This window comes from Actinokineospora pegani (assembly GCF_009745975.1).
In the GTDB taxonomy this organism is placed as follows: domain Bacteria; phylum Actinomycetota; class Actinomycetes; order Mycobacteriales; family Pseudonocardiaceae; genus Actinokineospora; species Actinokineospora pegani.
On record NZ_WHOL01000115.1, the window covers coordinates 16,235 to 35,992 of the forward strand.

Here is a 19,758-nt window from a genome sequence, read left to right on the forward strand (position 1 = left end):
CCCCACCGTCCCGTCAGGACGTTACAGCACGTAGGGGCTGGTGACCCGGGGCTTCCCCGCAGGTGGACACGCCCTGACCGGGGGTGTCGCGCCACCGTTGGCGGGCTGTCGAGACCTCGTGACCACCCCAATAGGGGTGCCCCTGATATTCATGTTTCGTTAACGGGCAACGTCCTTTAACAAGATTCTCCCGACGCCTACTAAAGGCTGTTTTCACCGTACAGAACACTGGCGCCCCGCCCCCATAAGCGATGCGGGGACGGGGCGCCAGCCGATGGCCGGAAGTTGCCTTTACAACAGACCGAACTTCTTGCGGGCGGGCTTGTCGTGGCCGCGGCTGAGCAGCCAGCCCCCGACGATGGCCGCCACGGCGAGCGCGGCGAGCGCGGCGAGGACGGCCGGGCGCTGCCCCTGCGGCAGGTACAGGGCCAGGAACCAGGCCCGCACGGTGGCGCCGTTGGCCGACAGGACCGAGGCCACCCCGACCTGGGCGACCAGCGTGACGAAACCGACGAGGTAGAGCGCCCACACCAGCGACGCCTTCACCAGCGGCATCGGCCGCTGCGGCGCGGCGGCGGCCGGGGCGCGCCCGCCCGCGGCCCACCCGGTGAAGTCGATCGTGGACTGCGGCCCGCTGCGCATCCTGGCGAACAGCTCCGGGCCCTGGTCGGCGAGGCGGCGGTGGGCGAGCGCGCCGCCCAGGACCAGGCTGAGCACACCGGTGGCCAAGCCGACCGGGACACCCGCCCACTGCAGCGCCGGGCTGTCCAGCAGCATCCCGACCAGCGGGAACACCGCGGCGGGCAGCACGGTGAGCAGGCTCAGCGGCAGCATCGCCCAGGCCACGAGCCCGGTGGAGCCGTCACCGCCCGCGGCCGAGCGGGCCCGCTTCTTCGGGTCGGCCATCGGCACCAGCGCGAACACCGACACCAGCACGATCGCGCCCGCGCCGCCGCCGAGCGCGGCGGGCAGCAGCGCCCACGCCCACGGCGCGGCCCAGTCGGCCCCGCTCAGCGGCAGGCCGACGGCGGTGAGCACGACCGACAGCGGGGCCACCAGCAGCAGCCAGGCGAGCTGGCGGCCGCGCACGTCGGCGCGCTCGGTGCCGGGGGCCAGGACGGTCAGCCACAGCGCGGTGCCGTCGTTGCTGTAGAGCTGCGCGGACCCGGTGGTGGCCAGCAGCGCGACGATGACGCCGGTCGCGGCCAGGTAGGTGGTGTCGCCGACGAGCAGCGGCACCAGGGTCACCGACAGGCCGAAGAAGATCGCGTAGGACAGCAGCAGCGCCCGGTTGAGGTCGCGGACGGTGGTGCGCAGCTCCTTGGCGACCACCGCGCCGACCGGGCTCGCGGGCAGCAGCCGCAGCGGTCCCGAGCGGACACCCGCGCGCCCGCCGCCCCTGGCCGAGGCCGGGCGGACGGTGACCACGCGGGTGGTGCGCCGCACGATCAGCCGCGACCAGGTGAGCAGCAGCAGCGCGAACAGCACCACCAGCCCGGCGAGCGCCGCCCCGACGACCAGCCAGTCGCCGCGGGCGGCGGCGTCGACCGCGAGCAGCCCCCAGCCCGAGGGCAGCACGCGCAGCGCGGTCGACACGGCGGGGTCGAAGCCGTCGACCCGCGACACCAGCGGCAGCAGCAGCCAGGACTGGGCGACGACGCCGCCGAGCAGCGCCCACGGGATCGCCGAGACCACCGCGCGCGCCGTCGAGGTGATGGCCGCGCCGACCAGGTCGACCACGACCTTGGAGAACACCACCACCACGAGCAGTTGCAGCAGCATCGCCAGCACGGCCACGGTCACCGCGACCGACCCGGACCCCACCGCGTAGACCACCCCGGCGGCGAACGCGACCAGCGTGACCACCGGCCCGACCCCGACGAACGAGGCGGCCAGCAGCCCGGTGGCCAGCGTGCGCGGCGGGATCGGCAGCGCGGCGAAGCTCTCCGGGGCCAGCGCGCCACCGGACCCGCCGAGGAACACCGGCCCGACCGCCCAGCCCAGCGCCCACAGCAGGAACAGCAGCGCCAGCAGGTCGCCGGTGGCCGCGCCCAGGTCGAGCAGGGCGAGCCAGACGCCCAGGCCCGCGAACGCGAGGCCGAACACCGCGCCGAGCCCGAGGGTGACCGCCTGCATCCCGGTGAGCGTGTTGCGCAGCAGGGACACCCGCATCCGGATCAGGACGCCAACCACGACAACCCTTCCCCACCGGTGCGCTGACCGCCCGCGACCTGCACGAAGCGGTGCTCCAGGCCCTCGGGGCCCGCGACATCGGCGAGCGTGCCCGCCGCGGCGACCTTGCCCCTGGCGATGATCGCGACGTGCGTGCACAGGTGCTCGACCAGCACCATCACGTGGCTGGAGAACACCACGGAGCCGCCGCCCGCGACGAACGAGTCCAGGATGGCGCGGATGGTGGCCGCGGAGACCGGGTCGACGGCCTCGAACGGCTCGTCGAGCACCAGCAGCCGGGGCCCGTGCAGCAGCGCGGCGGCCAGGCCGATCTTCTTGCGCATGCCGGTGGAGTAGTCCACGACCAGGGTGCTCTCCGCGCCTTCGAGGTCCAGGACGGCCAGCAGCTCCTGGGCCCGGCTGGCGGTGGTGGCCTCGTCGAGGCCGCGCAGCAGGCCGAGGTAGGTCAGGAACTCGCGGCCGGTGAGCCGCTCGGGCATGGCCAGCCCGTCGGGCAGCAGGCCGACCAAACCCTTGGCGTGCAACGGGTCCGACCACACGTCGGCGCCGAAGACGCGGGAGCTGCCGCCGTCGGGGCGCAGCAGCCCGACGGCCATGAGGATGGAGGTGGTCTTGCCCGCGCCGTTGGGACCGACCAGGCCGTAGAAGGAGCCCGCGGGGACGGTGAGGTCGACGTCGTCGACCGCCCGCTTGCCCCCGAAGACCTTCACCAGTCCGCTGAGCTCGAGGGCGGGTGTCGCCGCCGCGGTCACTTCCGACCCGCCTGGGGGTCACGCATCGTCGAGGTTCCTTCCGTCCAGCGCGGCAGGCCGCGAGCCGGGACGGGGTGCGACGAGACGAGCACGCGCTCCCCGATCGGCGGCTCCATCAAGTGGTCAGAACCCTAGCCGACGGCGGTGCGACCGCTACGGCGCGTGGGCCGAATAGGGGGTGGCGCGACGGCGTAGGGGGGTGCTGCCGCGATACTCCGCGCATGCGGCTGAGCCCTCGCAGGTTGAACAGGAGCACCCTCCACCGGCAGATGCTCTTGTCCCGGGAGCGCCACACAGCACCAGAGGCGGTGCGCCGACTGGTGGCGTTGCAGTCGCAGCAAGCGGGGTCCCCCTATTTGGCCCTGTGGAACCGGCTGGACGGCCTCAGCCCCGTCGACGTGGACGCGGCCTACCGCGACCGGTCGCTGGTGAAGGCGAGCCTCATTCGCGGAACGCTGCACACCGTCCACCCCGACGACTACGCCACCACCCGCTCCGCGCTGCACCCGTCGTCGCGCCCGCGCCTCGGTGACGACCGCTTCGCCGCGCCGCTCGACGAGGCCGACGCGCTGGCCACCGCCCTGGCCGCGCGGGCGGCGACGGCCAGCACCGGGGCGGAGCTGGACGCCTGGCTGGCCGAGCGGGGGTGGCCGGGCACGTGGTGGGGCATGCGCTGGTACGCCCCGCTGTGGCACGCCCCGACCGACGCGCCGTGGTCGTTCGCGGACCGGCCGCGCTTCGTGGCCGCTCCCCCGTCGCCGACGACGGACGAGGCGGCCGCCGCGGGGCTGGCCGAGCTGAGCCGCCGGTACCTGGCCGCGTTCGGGCCCGCGACGGTGGCCGACATCGCCCAGTTCCTCGGCGTGCGGCGCGGCCGGGTGCGGGCGGTGCTGGGGTCGCTGGAGCTGGTCGAGTTCGCCGCGGAGTCGGGTCCGCCGCTGCTGGACGTGCCGGACGGGCCGCTGCCGGACGAGGACACGCCCGCGCCGCCGCGGCTGCTGCCGATGTGGGACAACGTGCTGCTCGGCCACCAGGACCGCACGCGCGTGGTCCCGGCCGGATACCGCAGACACCTGACCCGGGTCAACGGGGACTTCCTGCCCGCGTTGCTGGTCGACGGGCAGGTGGCGGGCGTGTGGCGGCAGGTGGCCGGCGGGGTCGAGGCCACCGCGTTCGCCCCGCTGCCCGCGCACGCGTGGGAGGGGCTGGCGGAGGAGGCCGCGTCGTTGCTGGCGTTCGTGGGCGAGCGGCCGGACCCGGTGCCGCGCCGACACTTCCGGTGGTGGGACGACCTGCCCGCGGCGGAGGTGCGCGTGCTGGGCTGACGCGTCCGTCCACATGCCATCGGCAACCGTGCGCGGGTCGTCGGCGGGTCTCGATACAGTGGCCCGGTGATCACTGAGGACGAGCAGGCGGCACGGTCGGAGCGGGCACTGCGGGCGGCGGTGGCCGCCGCGGGCGACCTGGGGCTCGACGCGGGCCAGGCGACGATCGTCTACGACGTGTTCTCGGTGGTCGTCGACCTCGCGCCCGCGCCGGTGGTGGCCAGGGTGCCGGTGGTGACCCCGCCGGGGTCGGGGCCCGAGCAGCGGGAGCGCTTCCAGCGCACCGAGCTGGCGGTGGCGGCGTGGCTGCACGGGCGCGGGGAGCCCACGGTGCTGCCGAGCCCGCTGGTGCCCGCCGAGCCGGTGACCCGCGACGGGTTCGCCATGACGTTCTGGCAGCGCATCGACGACACCCTGCCCACCGACTACGACGTCGTCGGCCGGATGCCCGACGTGGCGCGCCTGCACGCCGTCCTGCGCGACTACCCGGGCGAGCTGCGCTTCTTCCCCGGCGTCGAGGGCTACATGGAAGCGTCGTTCGACAGCGTCGACGGCCGGGAGGACCTGCTGCCCGCCGCCGACCTGGCCCGCGCCAGGGCGGAGTGGGCCGCGCTGTCGCCGCTGCTGGCCAGCGAGGACGCGTTCGGCGAGGCCTTCCCCGGCGTGACGGTCCAGCCGACCCACGGCGACGCCCCGTTCTTCAACATCATCGAGACCGTCGACACCACCTACTACTCCGATTTCGAGCACGTGGGCGTGGCGCCGGTGGAGTGGGACCTGGCGCACACCGGGGCGGAGGCGCTCGCCGCCTACGCCGCCGCCGCCGGGCCGTTGGGGCTGCGGCCGGTGGAGCCGGTGGTGCTCGCCGCCATGGAGCGGGTGCGGGATCTGCAGATGGTGGCGTGTTTGGCGATGGCACCCGCGTTGCCGTTGTTGGTTGACGGGCTCGCGGGGCAGGTCGATGCGTGGCGGGTTTCGGAGCCTTGGCGTCTTTGAGGTGTACTGGGGCCTGCCTGTGGCTGGGTGGGGCCTGTCCCGTGGGGCCGCGGGGTGTGTGACTCCACGAGGCCCAGGGATACCGGCTTGTTGGGTGGGAGGGTCACAGCGCGGTGGGGGGTGTGCAGTTCTCCCTGATCCATTGCTCGACCATCATCGCTGTTGTTCGGGCGTGTTGTTCGAGCATCTCGAAGTGGTTGCCGGGGGCGTCCAGGGCGGTGTGGGGGAAGGGCCACGTGGATTGCCAGGGGGTGCCGGGGGCGACGGGGGCCATGGGTTGCGAGGCGCGGAGGAGGAGGGTGGGGGTTTGCGCGTCCTCCGGGTGCCAGCCGTAGAGGAGGACTCGGAGGTAGCCCGCCATGGCGGTGAGGCGGGTGTCGTCGATGGGGACGTAGGTGTTCTGGCGGGCGAAGGTGCCGTCGGAGAGTTCTGATTCCCAGGGGGAGAGCTGCGCCATCGTCTCCGGGGTGTAGACGTCGCCCAGGACCAGGCCTGCGGCGGGGGTTCCGTTGGCCTTGAGGTGCATGGCGAGGATGTGGGCCAGCACGCCGCCGCCGGAGTGGCCGAAGAGGACGAAGGGGCGGTCCGCGGCGATCTCGGTCACCAGGGCTGCTTGCAGTTCCAGGGCGGCGGCGGGGGTGGCGGGGAGGGGTTCGCCCGTGGTGTAGCCGATCTGGGGGTAGGCGTGGATCTCGCGGGTGCCGCGCAGGGCCGCGGCGAAGCGGGCGAACTCGTGGGGGCCGCAGATGGGGGCCCAGCCGCTGGCGCAGATGAGGACGGGGGTGTCGGCGCCCTCGGTGAGGCGGACGGGGGTTGGGCGTTCGGTCAGCTCTGTCAGGTCCTTGAAGGACGGGCGCAGTTCGGAGACCTCGGCTAGCAGTTTGAGGGCTTGGTCGGCGCGGCCGTCTCGGACGGCGTCCTGGTAGACGTCGCACAGGAAGGTCTGGCCTGCCGTCGTGCCCGTGGCGGCCTCGGTGAGTTCGCCGCCCAGCAGTCCCGTGATGTGGGTGGCGAGCAGGGCGGGGGTGCGGTGGTCGAACAACACGGTGGCGGGCAGGTCGAGACCGGTGCCTGCCGAGAGCCTGCGGCGCAGCTCGACGATGGTGAGCGAGTCGAAGCCCAGCTCGAGGAACTGGCGGCCCGCGGGGACGTCCTCGGTGTCGGAGTAGCCCAGGACGGCCGCGGCGTGCGTGCGGACGAGGTCTTGCAGGGCCGCCGCGCGCTCGACGGGGTCCAGCGGGGCCAGGCGGTCGCGCAGCACGGCCGCGGCGTCGGCGTTGGTCTCCTCGACCGGGGGCGGCGCCGGGACCAGGTCGGCGAGCAGGCTGCCCGCGCCGCTGACGTCGGTGAAGTCGGCGACGCACAGCCACGGGTCGTCGTGGTCGAGGGCTTGGCGCAGCGCGGTGAACAGGCGCTCGGGGGTCAGCGCGGCGGTCCACGCCCCGGGCAGCAGGCACAGCGCGTGCCGTCCGGCGGCGCGGCGGGCGGCGGCCAGGGCGCCGAGCAGGTGCGCGTGGGGCTCGTGGTCCCACATCGACCGCACGCCCGACATCAGCACCAGGTCGGGGCCCTCGACCAGTGCCGCGAGCCGTTCCGCCAGCTCCGGGTCCTCCAGGTGCAGCACCAGCGACGGCGAGTGCTCGGCCAGCACGGCGGCGAGGTCCCCGGCGGCGGTCACGGCGTCGAGGTCGGGCAGCGACGCCTCGTGCAGCACCAGGGTGGTCGCGCCGTGGTCGAGGACCAGGCGCAGCAGGGCGGTGGCCTCTTCGGTGACCGAGCCGGTGACGAGCACGGTCCCGCTCGGCCGCCAGGTCCTGGCGGGCGGGGTGGCGCCGACGGGGGCGGGCAGCAGCCGGGCGGCGAGCACCCCGGAGGAGCGGATGACCAGCCGGTCCTCGGCGGCGGCCGAGGCGAGCACGCCCACCAGCCTGGCCAGCACCGGGCCGTCGAGGGTGTCGGGCAGGTCGATCGCGCCGCCGCCGCTCACCGAGAGCCGGGGGGCCAGGGCGCGCAGCCGGACCTGGTCGAGTCGGCTGGGCGGTTCGCCGGGGGCGGCGGTGGCGGCGTGCCGGGTCAGCACCCACACCGGGACGCCCAGGTCGAGCACCTCGGCGGCGGGGGCCTCGTCGGTGACGACACCGTCGACCGGGCCGTCGAGCGCGGTCACGACGGTGGCGCCGTGCGCGGCGAGGGCGCCCGCGACCGCGTCGCAGGAGCGCACCAGCCAGGTGCCGCGCAGCACGGGGGTGATGTCGACGGCGATGGGCACCCAGCCGAGGCGGTGGCGCAGGCCGTCGACGGCGGCGTCCTCGCGGTGGCCGCGGTGCCAGGCCGCCAGGGCGGGCAGCACCGCGTCCAGCGACGCGCCGAGCGGGCCGTCCGCCTCGACGCCGAGCAGGTCGGCGACCGCGCCGAGGTCGTGGCTGTCGACGCTGTGCCACAGCCGCGCCTCGGCCGGGGACGGGCCGCCTCCACCCTCGACCCCGCCCGCGACCGGGGCCGCGCCGGGCTCCAGCCAGTAGCGGGCCTTCTGGAAGGCGTAGGTGGGCAGGTCGACCAGGCGGGCGCCGGTGTCGGCGAACGCGGCGGACCAGTCGACGGCCACCCCGCACACGTGCGCCTCGGCGAGCGAGGTCAGCACCCGGCGGGCGCCGCCGTCGTCGCGGCGCAGGGTGCCCAGGACGGTGGTGGCCCCGCCGTCGGCCCCGGCCGACTCGGTGATCGCCGCGCCCAGCACCGGGTGCGGGCTGATTTCGATGAACACGCTGTGCCCCTGGGCGCGCAGCGCGCGCAGGGCGTCGTGGAAGCGGACCTCCTGGCGCATCTCGCGGTACCAGTACTCGGCGTCGAGCGCCGCGCCGTCGACCGCGTCGCCGTCCACAGTGGAGAAGAAGGGGACCTCGGCGGCGGTCGGGGTGATCCCGGCCAGCCCCGCGAGCAGGTCGTCGCGGATCTCGGCGACCATCCAGGAGTGCCCGGCGATCCGCGCGCCCGGCACGACCCTGGCCCACACGCCCTCGGCGGTGAGCGCTGCGACGAGGTCCTCGGTGGCGGCCAGCTCGCCGGTGACCACGCAGGACGCCGGGCTGTTGACCGCGCCGACCTCGACCTTGCCCGCGTGCGGGGCCAGCCAGGCGCGCAGCTCGTCGGCGGGCAGGCCGACGGCGGCGAGCGCGCCCCGGCCGTCGAGGCGGGTGGACTGCAGGCGGCTGCGCACGGCGATGACGGTCATGGCGTCGGCCAGCGACAGCGCGCCCGCCAAGTGCGCGGCGGCGACCTCGCCCTGGGAGTGGCCGACGACGGCCCCGGGCCGCACCCCGTGCGCCCCCCACACCCTGGCCAGGCCGATCATCACCGCGCACAGCGCGGGCTGGGCGACGTCGGCGCGGTCGAACCCGGGCGCGCCCGCGGCCCCGCGCAGCACCTCGACCAGCGACCAGTCGACGTGCGGGGCGAGCGCGGCGGCGCACTCGGCGATGACCGAGGCGAACACCGGCGACGAGTCGAGCAGGTCCAGGGCCATGCCCGGCCAGTCCGAGCCCTGCCCGGGGAAGACGAACACCGGCTCGACGGCGCGGGCGGGAACGCCCGCGGTGTCCTCGACGACGTGCGCGGCGGGCTCGCCGTCGACCAGCGCCGCCAGGCCGCGCAACTGCGTCTCCACGTCCTCGCCGAGCACGACCGCGCGGTGCTCGAACCGGGACCGGGTGGCCGCGGTGGACCGGCCGAGGTCGAGCAGCGTGTGCTCGGGGTGGGCCAGCACGTGCGCGCGCAGCTTGGCGGCCTGGGCGCGCAGGGCGGCGCGGGAGCGGCCGGACAGCAGCCACGGCACGGTGTCGGGCTTGCGGGTGGCGGCCTCGGGCTCGGGCGGGGCGGTGAGGTGCTGCTCGACGATGACGTGGGCGTTGGTGCCGGAGATGCCGAACGCCGACACGCCCGCGCGCCGGGGCCGGTCGACCTCGGGCCAGGGCCGGGCCTCGGTCAGCAGCCGCACCGACCCGGCCGACCAGTCCACTTCGGACGACGGGGCGTCGACGTGCAGGGTCTTGGGCAGCACGCCGTGCCGGATGGCCTGCACCATCTTGATCACGCCCGCGACGCCCGCGGCGGCCTGGCTGTGGCCGAGGTTGGACTTGGCCGAGCCGAGCCACAGCGGCTGCTCGGCGGTGTGCTCGCGGCCGTAGCTGGCCACCAGCGCCTGCGCCTCGATCGGGTCGCCCAGCGTCGTGCCGGTGCCGTGCGCCTCGACGGCGTCGACCTGGTCGGCGGAGAGCCCGGCGGCGGCCAGCGCCTGCCGGATGACCCGCTGCTGGGCGGGGCCGTTGGGGGCGGTCAGGCCGTTGGACGCGCCGTCCTGGTTGACCGCGGAGCCGCGGATCACCGCCAGCACCTCGTGGCCGTTGCGCTCGGCGTCGGAGAGCCGTTCGAGCACGACCATGCCCGCGCCCTCGGAGAACCCGGTGCCGTCGGCGGATTCGGCGAACGCGCGGCAGCGCCCGTCCGGCGAGAGCGCCTTCTGCGCGGACAGGCCGAAGAAGCTGGCCATCGTCGCCGACACGGTCACCCCGCCCGCCAGCGCGAGCGTGCACTCCCCCGCCCGCACGGCCTGCGCGGCCAGGTGCAGCGCGACCAGCGACGACGAGCACGCGGTGTCGATGGAGACCGCCGGGCCCTCCAGGCCCAGGGCGTAGGAGACGCGGCCGGACAGGACGCTGGCGTTGTTGCCGGTGGCCATCGCCTCGGCGGCCTGCGGGGAGACCGCGAGCAGGGCGCCGTAGTCCTGGGCGTTGGTGCCCGCGAAGACGCCGGTGCGGGTGCCGCGCAGCGAGTGCGGGTCGATCCTGGCGCGCTCCAGCGCCTCCCAGGCGACCTCCAGGACGAGCCGCTGCTGCGGGTCCATCGCCAGCGCCTCGCGCGGGGAGATGCCGAAGAACCCGGGGTCGAACTCGTCGGCGTCGTGCAGGAACCCGCCCTCGCGCAGGTAGATCTTGCCCGGCTTGCCCGGCTCGGGGTCGTAGGCGGCCTCGACGTCCCAGCCGCGGTTGACCGGGAAGCCGGTGATCGCGTCGGCGCCGTCGGCGACCAGCCGCCACAGGTCCTCCGGCGTGCGGACGTCGCCGGGGTAGCGGCAGGCCATGCCGACGATGGCGACCGGCTCGGTGTCGCGGGCCTGGGCGGCGCGCAGCTTGTCGCGGGTGTCGTGCAGCTCGGCGATGACCCGCTTGAGGTAGTCGCGGAGCTTGTCCTCGTTGGCCATGTGGGTCTCCTCTTAAGACAAGCCCAGATCGCGGTCGACGAGGTCGAACAGCTCGTCGTCGGTCACGTCCTCGAGCGCGCTGGTGCGGTCGGTCGGGGTGGCGGCGCCGGGGAAGTTCTGGCCGCCGAGCTGGTGGAGCAGGGTCTGCAAGCGCAGGGTGGCGCGCACCCGGGTGGTGTCGTCCTCGGCGAGGCCGAGCAGCGAGGCGGTCAGCGGCTCCAGCGCGTCCAGCGCCGCGGCCAGGCCCGCGTCGGCGTCGTCGACCAGCTCGGCGAGCAGGAACTCGGCGAGCGCGGTCGGGGTCGGGTGGTCGAACACCAGCGACGCCGAGAGCGTGAGCCCGGTCGCGGCGGTGAGGCCGTTGCGCAGCTCGACGGCGGTCAGCGAGTCGAAGCCCAGCTCCTTGAACGCCTGGGTGGGCTCGACCGCCTCCGGGCCGGGGTGGCCCAGGACGGCGGCGGTGTGCGCGCGGACGATGCCCAGGACCGTGCGCTGCCGGTCGCCCGCCGGGGCGGCGCGCAGCTTCTCGCGCAGGTCGTCGGCGGCGTCGGTCGGCTCCGGCTCGGCGGTGGCGAACACGTCGGCCAGCAGGGCGTTGGGGCGCATGGCGGTCAGGCCGGTGCCCAGCAGCGACCAGTCCACGTCGGCGACGGCGACCGCCCGGTCCCGGCGGCCGACGGCGGCGGCCAGGGCGGTGACGGCGAGGTCGGGGTCCATGGCGGTCAGGCCGCGGCGGCGCAGGGCCGCGTCGGTCTCGTCGGTGAGCATGCCGCCCCCGGCCCACGGGCCCCAGGCCAGCGCGGTGCCCGCCTTCCCGGCGGCGCGGCGGGCGTGCACGAGGGCGTCGAGGTAGGCGTTCGCGGCGGCGTACCCGGCCTGCCCGCCGCTACCCCACACCCCGGCGATGGAGGAGAAGACCACGAAGGCGTCCAGCTCCGCGCCGTCCCTGGTCAGCTCGTCGAGGTTGCGGGCCCCGGCGACCTTGCCGCCCAGGGTGGCGGCCAGGTCGTCCCCGTCGAGGGTGGCGAGCGGGCCGTCGACGGCGACCCCGGCCGCGTGCACGACGGCGGTGAGGTCGTCGACGCGGTCGAGCACGGCCTTGAGCGCGTCGCGGTCGGCGGCGTCGCAGGCCACGACCTCGGCGCCCAACTCCTCGGCCAGGGCGGCGGCGCCGGGGGTGTCGGGGCCGCGGCGGCTGGTGAGCACGACGCGCGCCCCGTGGCCGACCGCCCAGCGGGCGACGCGCGCGCCCAGACCGCCGGTCCCGCCGGTGATCAGGACGGTGCCGCGCGGGGTCCAGTCCTCGCCCGGTCCGGCCGGGGCGGGCCCGAGCCGGGCGGCGAAGACGCCCGAGGGGCGGATGGCGACCTGGTCCTCGGCGCCGGCCAGGACGGCGGCGAAGCGCTCCCGGGCGCGGCTGTCCCACTCCCCCGACACGTCGACGAGCCCGCCCCAGTCCGCGGGGTGCTCCAGCGCGGCGACGCGGCCGAGCCCCCAGGCGGCCGCCTGCTCGGGGCTGGTGACCGGTTCGGTCCCGGCTGGGACGGCACCGCTGGTGACGGCCCAGAGCGGCCCGGAGTCCGCCGCGAGCAGGGCCGCGGCGCCGAGCAGGGCCTCGGTCAGGTCGTCGTGCGCGGCGAGCAGGGAGACCACGCCGTCGGTGCCTGCCAGGGCCAGGTCGGCGCCGGGGGTCCAGGCGTGGACCTCGACATCGGCGCCCGCGAGGATGAGCGCCTCGGCGCAGCCGCGCGCGGTCGGGTGCTCGGGGTCGGGGGCGACCAGGGCCCAGCGGCCGTCGAGGCGGGCGGCGGGCAGGTCGGTGACCGGCCGCCAGCGGGTCTCGTACCGCCAGGAGTCCGTCGTGGAGCGCCCGAGCCGCTTGCGCAGCGCGGGGACGACGGCGGTGAGGGTGTCCTCGGGGACGTCGAGGTCGGTGGCCAGGGTGGCCAGGTCGTTGTCGCGGACGGCCTTCCAGAACGCGTCGTCGACCGGGTCGGCGCCCGGGGCGGCGGCGGGCGGCTCGATCCAGAACCGCTGGCGCTGGAACGGGTAGGTGGGCAGGTCGACGCGGCGGACCTCCAGCCCGGCGAACACCGCCGCCCAGTCGACGTCGGCGCCCTGGGCGTGCAGCGTCGCCAGGGCGGTGAGCGCGGTGGCGACCTCGGGCCGGTCGCGGCGCAGCGCGGGCACGCAGGCCTGGCCGCTCTCGCCGAGCACCGGGGTCAGGGCGGCGTCGGGGCCCAGCTCGACCCAGCGGGCCGCGCCCCGCTCGCGCAGGGCGGCCACCCCGTCGGCGAACCGGACGGTCCCGCGCACGTGCCGCACCCAGTACTCCGGGTCGGTGACGTCCCCGGCCATGACCGGGATCGTCGGCTCGTGGAACTCCGCCGAGGTGACGACGGCGCGGAACTCGTCCAGCATCGGGTCCATCAGCCCGGAGTGGAACGCGTGGGACACGCTGAGCCGCTTGGTCTTGCCGAATCCGGCGGCGAGGGCCAGGACCTCCGACTCGACGCCGGAGACCACCACGGCCTCCGGCCCGTTCACCGCCGCGATCGACACCCCGGGGGTCAGCTCGATCTCACCCTCGGCGGCCTTGATCGCGACCATCGCCCCGCCCTCGGGCAGGGCGCCCATCAGACGACCACGCGCCTCCACGACCTTGCACGCGTCCGCCAGCGACCACACACCAGCCAAGTGCGCGGCGGCCAACTCGCCGATCGAGTGCCCGATCAGGACATCGGGCTTGACCCCCCACGACTCGAACAGCCGGAACAACGCCACCTCGAACGCGAACAGCCCGGCCTGGGCCACCTCGGTCCGGTGCACGTCCTCCGTGGCGATCCGCTCCCGGACGCCGTCGAAGTGCGACAGCGCCTCGTCGAAGGCGGCGGCGAAGACGGGGAAGCGGGCGGCGAGCTCGCGGCCCATCCCGACCCGCTGCGAGCCCTGGCCGGAGAAGACGAACGCGGTGCGGCCCTCGATCGCGCGCCCGGTGACGACGCCCGTGTCGGTCCCGTCCGCCAGCGCGGTGAGGCCCCGGCGGAACTCGATGCCGTCGCGGCCCAGGACGGCGGCGCGGTGCGGGTGCGCGGCCCGGGTGGAGACCAGCGACCAGGCGACGTCGACCGGGTCCGCGCCCTCGTCGACCAGGCGCAGCAGGGCGGCGGCCTGCTCGCGCAGGGCGCGCGGGGTCTTGCCGGAGAGCACCCAGGGCAGCGGCTCCGGTTCGCGGACGAGCGCGGCCGGGGCGGGCTGGGGCTCGGCCTGCTCCAGGATGACGTGGGCGTTGGTGCCGGAGATGCCGAAGGAGGACACACCGGCGCGGCGCGGGCGGTCGACGGCGGGCCAGTCGCGGCGCTCGGTCAGCAGCTCGACCGCGCCGGCCGACCAGTCCACAGTGGATGACGGCTGGCCGACGTGCAGCGTCTTGGGCAGCACGCCGTGCCGCAGGGCGAGCACCATCTTGATGACCCCGGCGACACCCGCGGCGGCCTGGGTGTGGCCGATGTTGGACTTGATCGCGCCCAGCCACAGCGGCTCGGACCGGTCCTGGCCGTAGGTGGCCAGCAGCGCCTGGGCCTCGATCGGGTCGCCCAGCGACGTCCCGGTGCCGTGCGCCTCCACAGCGTCCACATCGGACGTGGTGAGGCCGGCGTCGGCGAGGGCCTGGCGGATGACGCGCTGCTGCGCGGGGCCGTTGGGGGCGGTGAGGCCGTTGGAGGCGCCGTCCTGGTTGACGGCCGAGCCCGCGAGCACGGCCAGGACCGGGTGGCCGTTGCGCCGGGCGTCGGAGAGGCGTTCGAGGACGAGCACGCCCGCGCCCTCGCCCCAGCCGGTGCCGTCGGCGCCCTCGGCGAAGGCCTTGCAGCGGCCGTCCGCGCCGAGGCCGTTCTGCTGGGAGAAGCCGACGAAGATGCCAGGCGTGGCCATGACGGTGGCGCCGCCGGTCAGCGCCAGCGAGCACTCCCCCGACCGCAGCGCCTGCGCGGCCAGGTGCAGGGCGACCAGGGAGGCCGAGCACGCGGTGTCGACGGAGACGGCCGGGCCCTCCAGGCCCAGGGCGTAGGAGACGCGGCCGGACAGGACGCTGGCGGCGGTGGAGGTGATCAGGTAGCCCTCGGCGTCCTGCGGGGCGGCGGCGACCAGCGAGCCGTAGTCCATGTAGTTGGTGCCGGTGTAGACGCCGGTCCGGGTGCCGCGCAGCGCCGACGGGTCGATGCCCGCGCGCTCCACCGCCTCCCAGGACAGCTCCAGCAGCAGCCGCTGCTGCGGGTCCATGGCCAGCGCCTCGCGCGGGGAGATGCCGAAGAACGCGGCGTCGAACTTGTCGGCGTCGTCGAGGAAGCCGCCGACCGGGGCGAAGTCCGGATCGGCAGGCACGGCCCAGCCCCGGTCGTCGGGGAAGCCGCGCACGACGTCGCGGCCGTCGACGAGCAGGTCCCACAGGCGCTCGGGGGTGTCCGCGCCGGGGAAGCGGCAGGACATGGCGACGACGGCGATCGGGTCCTCGGTGTCGCGGGTGGTGGTCTCGACGGCGCGGTCCTGCGCGCCGATCAGGAACGCGGCCAGCTCCGCGGCGGTCGGGTAGTCGAAGACGACGGTGGCGGGCAGCGGACGGCCCAGCGCGGTGGCGAGCCGGTTGCGCAGCTCCACGGCGGTCAGCGAGTCGAACCCCAGGTCCCGGAAGGGCTTGCCCGCCGAGATGGCGGCGGCGTCGCTGTGCCCGAGGACGGCGGCGGCCTGCGCGCGGACCAGGTCCACGGCGGTGGCGGGGTCGAGGGTCGACGCGGTGGACTTCACCGTCGCGGCGGGGCGGTGCCCGGCGAGGCCCGCGAGCAGCGGCGGCAGCGCGTCGGCGGCGCGCAGGGCGGCCAGGTCGAGGGCGAGCGGGAGGACGTGCGCCGCGCCCACTGTCCCGATGGCGCTATCGAGCAGACGGGTGGCGGCGGTGGCGGTGAGGCCGCGCATCCCGCCGCGGGCCATGCGGGCGCGGTCGGTGGCGGTGAGGCCGCCGGTCATGGCGCTGTCGTCGGCCCACAGGCCCCAGGCGAGGCTGGTCGCGGCGCGGCCGCGGGCGCGCAGGTGGGCGGCGAGGCCGTCGAGGTAGGCGTTGGCGGCGGCGTAGTTGGCCTGGCCCGCCGCGCCGAGGGTGGCCGCGGCGGAGGAGAAGAACAGGAAGGCGGCCTCGCCCGCGAGGTCGACGAGGTGGCGCGCGGCGTCGGTCTTGACGGCCATGACCGCCCGCAGCCGCTGCGGGGTCAGGGCGGTGACCAGGCCGTCGTCGACGACCCCGGCGGCGTGCACGACCACGCGGACGTCCCGGTCGCCGATGGCGGCGGCGAGCGAGTCGCGGTCGGCCACGTCGCAGGCGGCGACCTCGACCGACGCCCCGGCCCCGGTCAGCTCGGCGACCAGGTCGGCCGCGCCGGGCGAGTCCGGTCCGGAGCGGCCGAGCAGCAGCAGGTCGCGGGCCCCGCGGGCGACGGCGTGCCGGGCGACCACGGCGCCCGCCATGCCCAGGCCACCGGTGATCAGGACCGTGCCGTCCCAGGTCGTTCCGGTGCCGGGCGTGCCGCGGACCAGGGTGGGGACGAGGACCTGCCCGTCGCGCACGACCTGGCGGGGGTGCGCGAGGTCGAGCGGCGCCGGGGTGCCGTCGGTGTCGACCAGGACGATCCGGCCGGGGTTCTCGGCCTGCGCGGCGGCGACCAGGCCGCACACCGACGCCTGCGCGACGCCGTCGACCCGGTCGCCGTCGAGGGCGGCGACGGCGTCGCGGGTGCGGATGACGAGGACGGGCGCGTCCGGGGCGTGCTCCTGGATGCGGGCGAGGGCGGCGGTGGCGGCGTCGACCGGGTCGGTGGCGGCGGGGACGTCCCAGACGGTGTGCGGGGCGTCGGTCGCGGTGGCGGGGACGGGCTTCCAGCGCAGGGTGTGGTTGTCGCCGGGGTCCTGGGCGGCGGGCAGGTCGGGGGTGCCGTGGCGGACGCCCTGGACGTGGGCGACGGGGGCGCCCTCGTCGTCGGTGAGCCAGAACTGCGTGCCGTCGGTGCGGACGTGGACGCGGGTCGCGCCGGTGGCGTGGATGGTCACCCCGGTCCAGTCGAGCGGGGTGGCCCCCACCGCCGCTTCCAGGAGGGCGGGGTGCAGGGCGAACGCCCCGTCCAGCCCCGCGGGCAGCACGACCTCCACAGCCTCGCCGACGGGCGACCAGACGGGGGTGTCGGCGGTGAGCGAGCCCTCGGCGTGCCGGGTCCAGGCGGTCTCGCCGTCGGGTCGCGAGTGGACGGTGACGGTCGCGCCCTCGACGACGACCTGGACGGCCGCGCCGGACTCGGGGAGCACGAGCGGGGTGGTCAGGGTCAGGGTCGCCAGCGTGGGCAGGCCGACGTGGTCGCCCGCGTGGATGGCGAGTTCGACGAGCGCGGCGGTGGGCACCATCGGCTCGAACCAGTCCGCGCGGGACAGGCGGCCGGTCAGGACGACGCCGCTGCCGGAGACCGGGGTGAGGACCGCGCCGAGCAGCGGGTGCGTGCCCGGGGTCAGGCCCCAGTCCGACGGGTCGCCGGAGCCGCCGGTGGCGCGCAGCCAGAAGCGGTCGCGCTGGAACGGGTAGGTGGGCAGGTCGACGACCCGGCCGCCCGCCAGCCACGCCGACCAGTCGACGCCGACGCCGTGGCAGAACGCCTCGCCCAGCGACAGCGCGACCCGGTCCAGGCCGCCCTGGTCGCGGCGCAGCGTGCCGACCGCGCGCCCGGCCATCCCCGGCGCCAGCACCGGGTGCGGGCTGACCTCGACGAACACCGCCTGCGGCCAGGCGGCGACGGCGTCGTCGAACAGGACGGTCTGGCGCAGGCTGCGGTACCAGTAGGCCGCGTCCATCGTCGTGGTGTCGAGGACGGCTCCGGTCACCGTGGACACCAGCGGCACCCGGCCCGCGACCGGCGAGACCGGGGCGAGCACCCGCAGCAGGTCGGCTTCGAGCGCCTCGACCTGCGCGGAGTGCGACGCGTAGTCCACCGGCACGCGCCGGACGCGCACCTCGTCGGCCGCGCAGGCGGCGATGACCGCGTCCAGGCCCGGGTTGTCGCCGGAGACGACCACCGACGACGGCCCGTTCACGGCGGCGACCCCGACACCGGGGTGCCCGGCGATGCGCTCGCGCACCCGCTCGACCGGCAGTGCGATCGACACCATGCCACCGTGCCCGGCCAGCGATTCCGCGATCACCTTGGACCTCAACGCGACGACCCTGGCACCGTCCTCGAGCGACAGAGCGCCCGCGACGACGGCGGCCGCGATCTCGCCCTGCGAGTGCCCGATCACCGCGGCGGGCTTGACGCCGTTGGCCTCCCACACGGCGGCGAGCGACACCATGACCGCCCACAGCGCGGGCTGCACCACATCGACCCGCTCCAACACCACCGCGTCGTCCAGCACCGACACCAGGTCCCAGTCGACGAAAGCCCGCAACGCCTCGGCGCACCGCGCCATCCGCGCCGCGAACACCGGGGACGACGTCAGCAGCTCCCGGCCCATGCCGACCCACTGCGCCCCTTGCCCCGGGAACACGAACACGGCCTTGGCCACCGACTCGGCGATCCCGCTGACCCCCGACACCAGCGGCGAGCCCCCGGCCAGCGCCCGCAGCGCCTCGGCGTCGGTCACCACCGCGCGGTGCTCGAACAGCACCCGCGTCGTCACCAGTGAGAAACCGAGGTCGAGCGGGTGCGCGTTGACGTCGAGCAGCCGCGCGGCCTGGGCCCGCAGCGCCGCCTCGGTCTTGCCGCTGAGCACGAACGGCACCACGGCCGGGGCGTCGGGCCCCTCCACGGACTCGGTCTCCGGGGCCGATTCGAGGATGACGTGGGCGTTGGTGCCGGAGATGCCGAAGGCGGAGACACCCGCGCGGCGCGGCCGGTCGGTCGACGGCCAGGGCCGGGCCTCGTCGAGCAGCGACACCGCGCCGCCGGACCAGTCCACCTGGGACGTCGGGGCGTCGACGTGCAGGGTCTTGGGCAGGAGGCCCTTCTGCAGGGCGAGCACCATCTTGAGCACGCCCGCGACGCCAGCGGCGGCCTGGGTGTGGCCGATGTTCGACTTGACCGACCCCAGCCACAGCGGCGTCTCGCGGTCCTGGCCGTAGGTGGCCAGCAGCGCCTGGGCCTCGATCGGGTCGCCCAGGGTGGTCCCGGTGCCGTGCGCCTCAACGACATCGATGTCGGCGGCGGAGACGCGCGCGTTGGCCAGCGCGGCGCGGATGACCCGCTGCTGCGACGGCCCGTTCGGCGCGGTCAGGCCGTTGGACGCGCCGTCCTGGTTGACCGCCGAGCCCTTGATGACCGCGAGGACCCGGCGTCCGTTGCGCTGGGCGTCCGACAGCTTCTCCAGCACCAGCACGCCCGCGCCGTCGGAGAACCCGGCGCCGTCGGCGGCGTCGGCGAAGGACTTGCAGCGGCCGTCGCCTGCCACCCCGCCCTGGGCGGCCATCTCGCCGAACAGGGTGGGCGTCGACATGATCGACACCCCGCCCGCCAGCGCCATCGAGGACTCGCCCGCGCGCAGCGACTGGCAGGCCAGGTGCAGCGCGACCAGCGAGGCCGAGCAGGCGGTGTCGACGGTGACCGAGGGGCCCTCGAACCCGAGCGCGTAGGAGACCCGGCCGGACAGGACGGCCGCGGAGGTGCCGGTGGCGAGGTAGCCCTCGATCTCCGGCGGCACGGAGGTCAGCGCGGCGGTGTAGTCCTGCCCGTTGGTCCCGGCGAACACCCCGACCCTGCTCCCGGCCAGCGAGTCGGGGGCGATGCCCGCGCTCTCCACGGCCTCCCAGCTCGTCTCCAGCAGGACGCGCTGCTGCGGGTCCATCGCGGCGGCCTCGCGCGGGGAGATGCCGAAGAACCCCGCGTCGAAGTCGGCGGCGGAGTCGACGAACCCGCCGACGAGCGCCGCCCGCGCCTGCGGCGACAGCGTCCAGCCCCGGTCGTCGGGGACCGGACCCATGCCGTCGCGCCCGCCCGCGAGCAGGTCCCACAGGTCGTCGGTGGACTCGACGCCGCCGGGGAAGCGGCACGACATGCCGACGACGGCGATCGGGTCGAGCAGCACCGACTCGGCCTCGGCCAGCCGCTTGCGCGTGTCGCGCAGGTCGGCGGTGACCTTCTTGAGGAAGTAGCGGAGCTTCTCGTCGTCGCTCACCGGGGTGGGTCCTCTCTGGGTTGTCCTGGCGGGGCGC

Annotated in this window: 5 protein-coding genes and 1 pseudogene; 2 read left to right on the forward strand and 4 right to left on the reverse strand. The window is 75.7% G+C overall.

The features are described from left to right. Positions 1 to 291: 291 nt before the first annotated feature. Entirely contained in the window at positions 292 to 2,193 is a 1,902-nt protein-coding gene (locus GCL84_RS23340) for a hypothetical protein (RefSeq protein WP_156757689.1), read from the reverse strand. Further along, positions 2,178 to 2,945 (reverse strand): ABC transporter ATP-binding protein, encoded by a 768-nt coding sequence (locus GCL84_RS23345; protein ID WP_156757690.1) that lies wholly within the window; start codon positions 2,943 to 2,945, stop codon positions 2,178 to 2,180. Before GCL84_RS23345 ends, GCL84_RS23340 begins: the two co-directional genes overlap by 16 nt. Positions 2,946 to 3,253: 308 nt before the next feature. Here GCL84_RS23345 and GCL84_RS23350 point away from each other — a divergent pair, with 308 nt between their 5' ends. Both GCL84_RS23350 and GCL84_RS23355 read left to right on the forward strand, forming a co-directional pair. Continuing rightward, positions 3,254 to 4,270 carry a winged helix DNA-binding domain-containing protein gene (locus tag GCL84_RS23350; protein WP_197523468.1) on the forward strand — a complete coding sequence of 339 codons (1,017 nt, stop codon included), beginning with the start codon at positions 3,254 to 3,256 and terminating at the stop codon, positions 4,268 to 4,270. A 66-nt stretch (positions 4,271 to 4,336) separates the two neighbouring features. Then, a complete protein-coding gene (locus GCL84_RS23355; RefSeq protein ID WP_156757692.1) occupies positions 4,337 to 5,266 on the forward strand; it encodes an aminoglycoside phosphotransferase/kinase family protein in 930 nt (309 codons plus the stop codon). A gap of 103 nt (positions 5,267 to 5,369) precedes the next feature. On the opposite strand, the pseudogene GCL84_RS30860 reads toward GCL84_RS23355, so the two are convergent. Then, positions 5,370 to 10,517: pseudogene (locus tag GCL84_RS30860) on the reverse strand (alpha/beta fold hydrolase); the annotation flags it as partial. An 18-nt stretch (positions 10,518 to 10,535) separates the two neighbouring features. Continuing rightward, positions 10,536 to 19,721, reverse strand: a complete 9,186-nt coding sequence (locus tag GCL84_RS23375; protein WP_156757693.1) for a type I polyketide synthase — start codon at positions 19,719 to 19,721, stop codon at positions 10,536 to 10,538. Between the last annotated feature and the right edge of the window lie 37 nt (positions 19,722 to 19,758).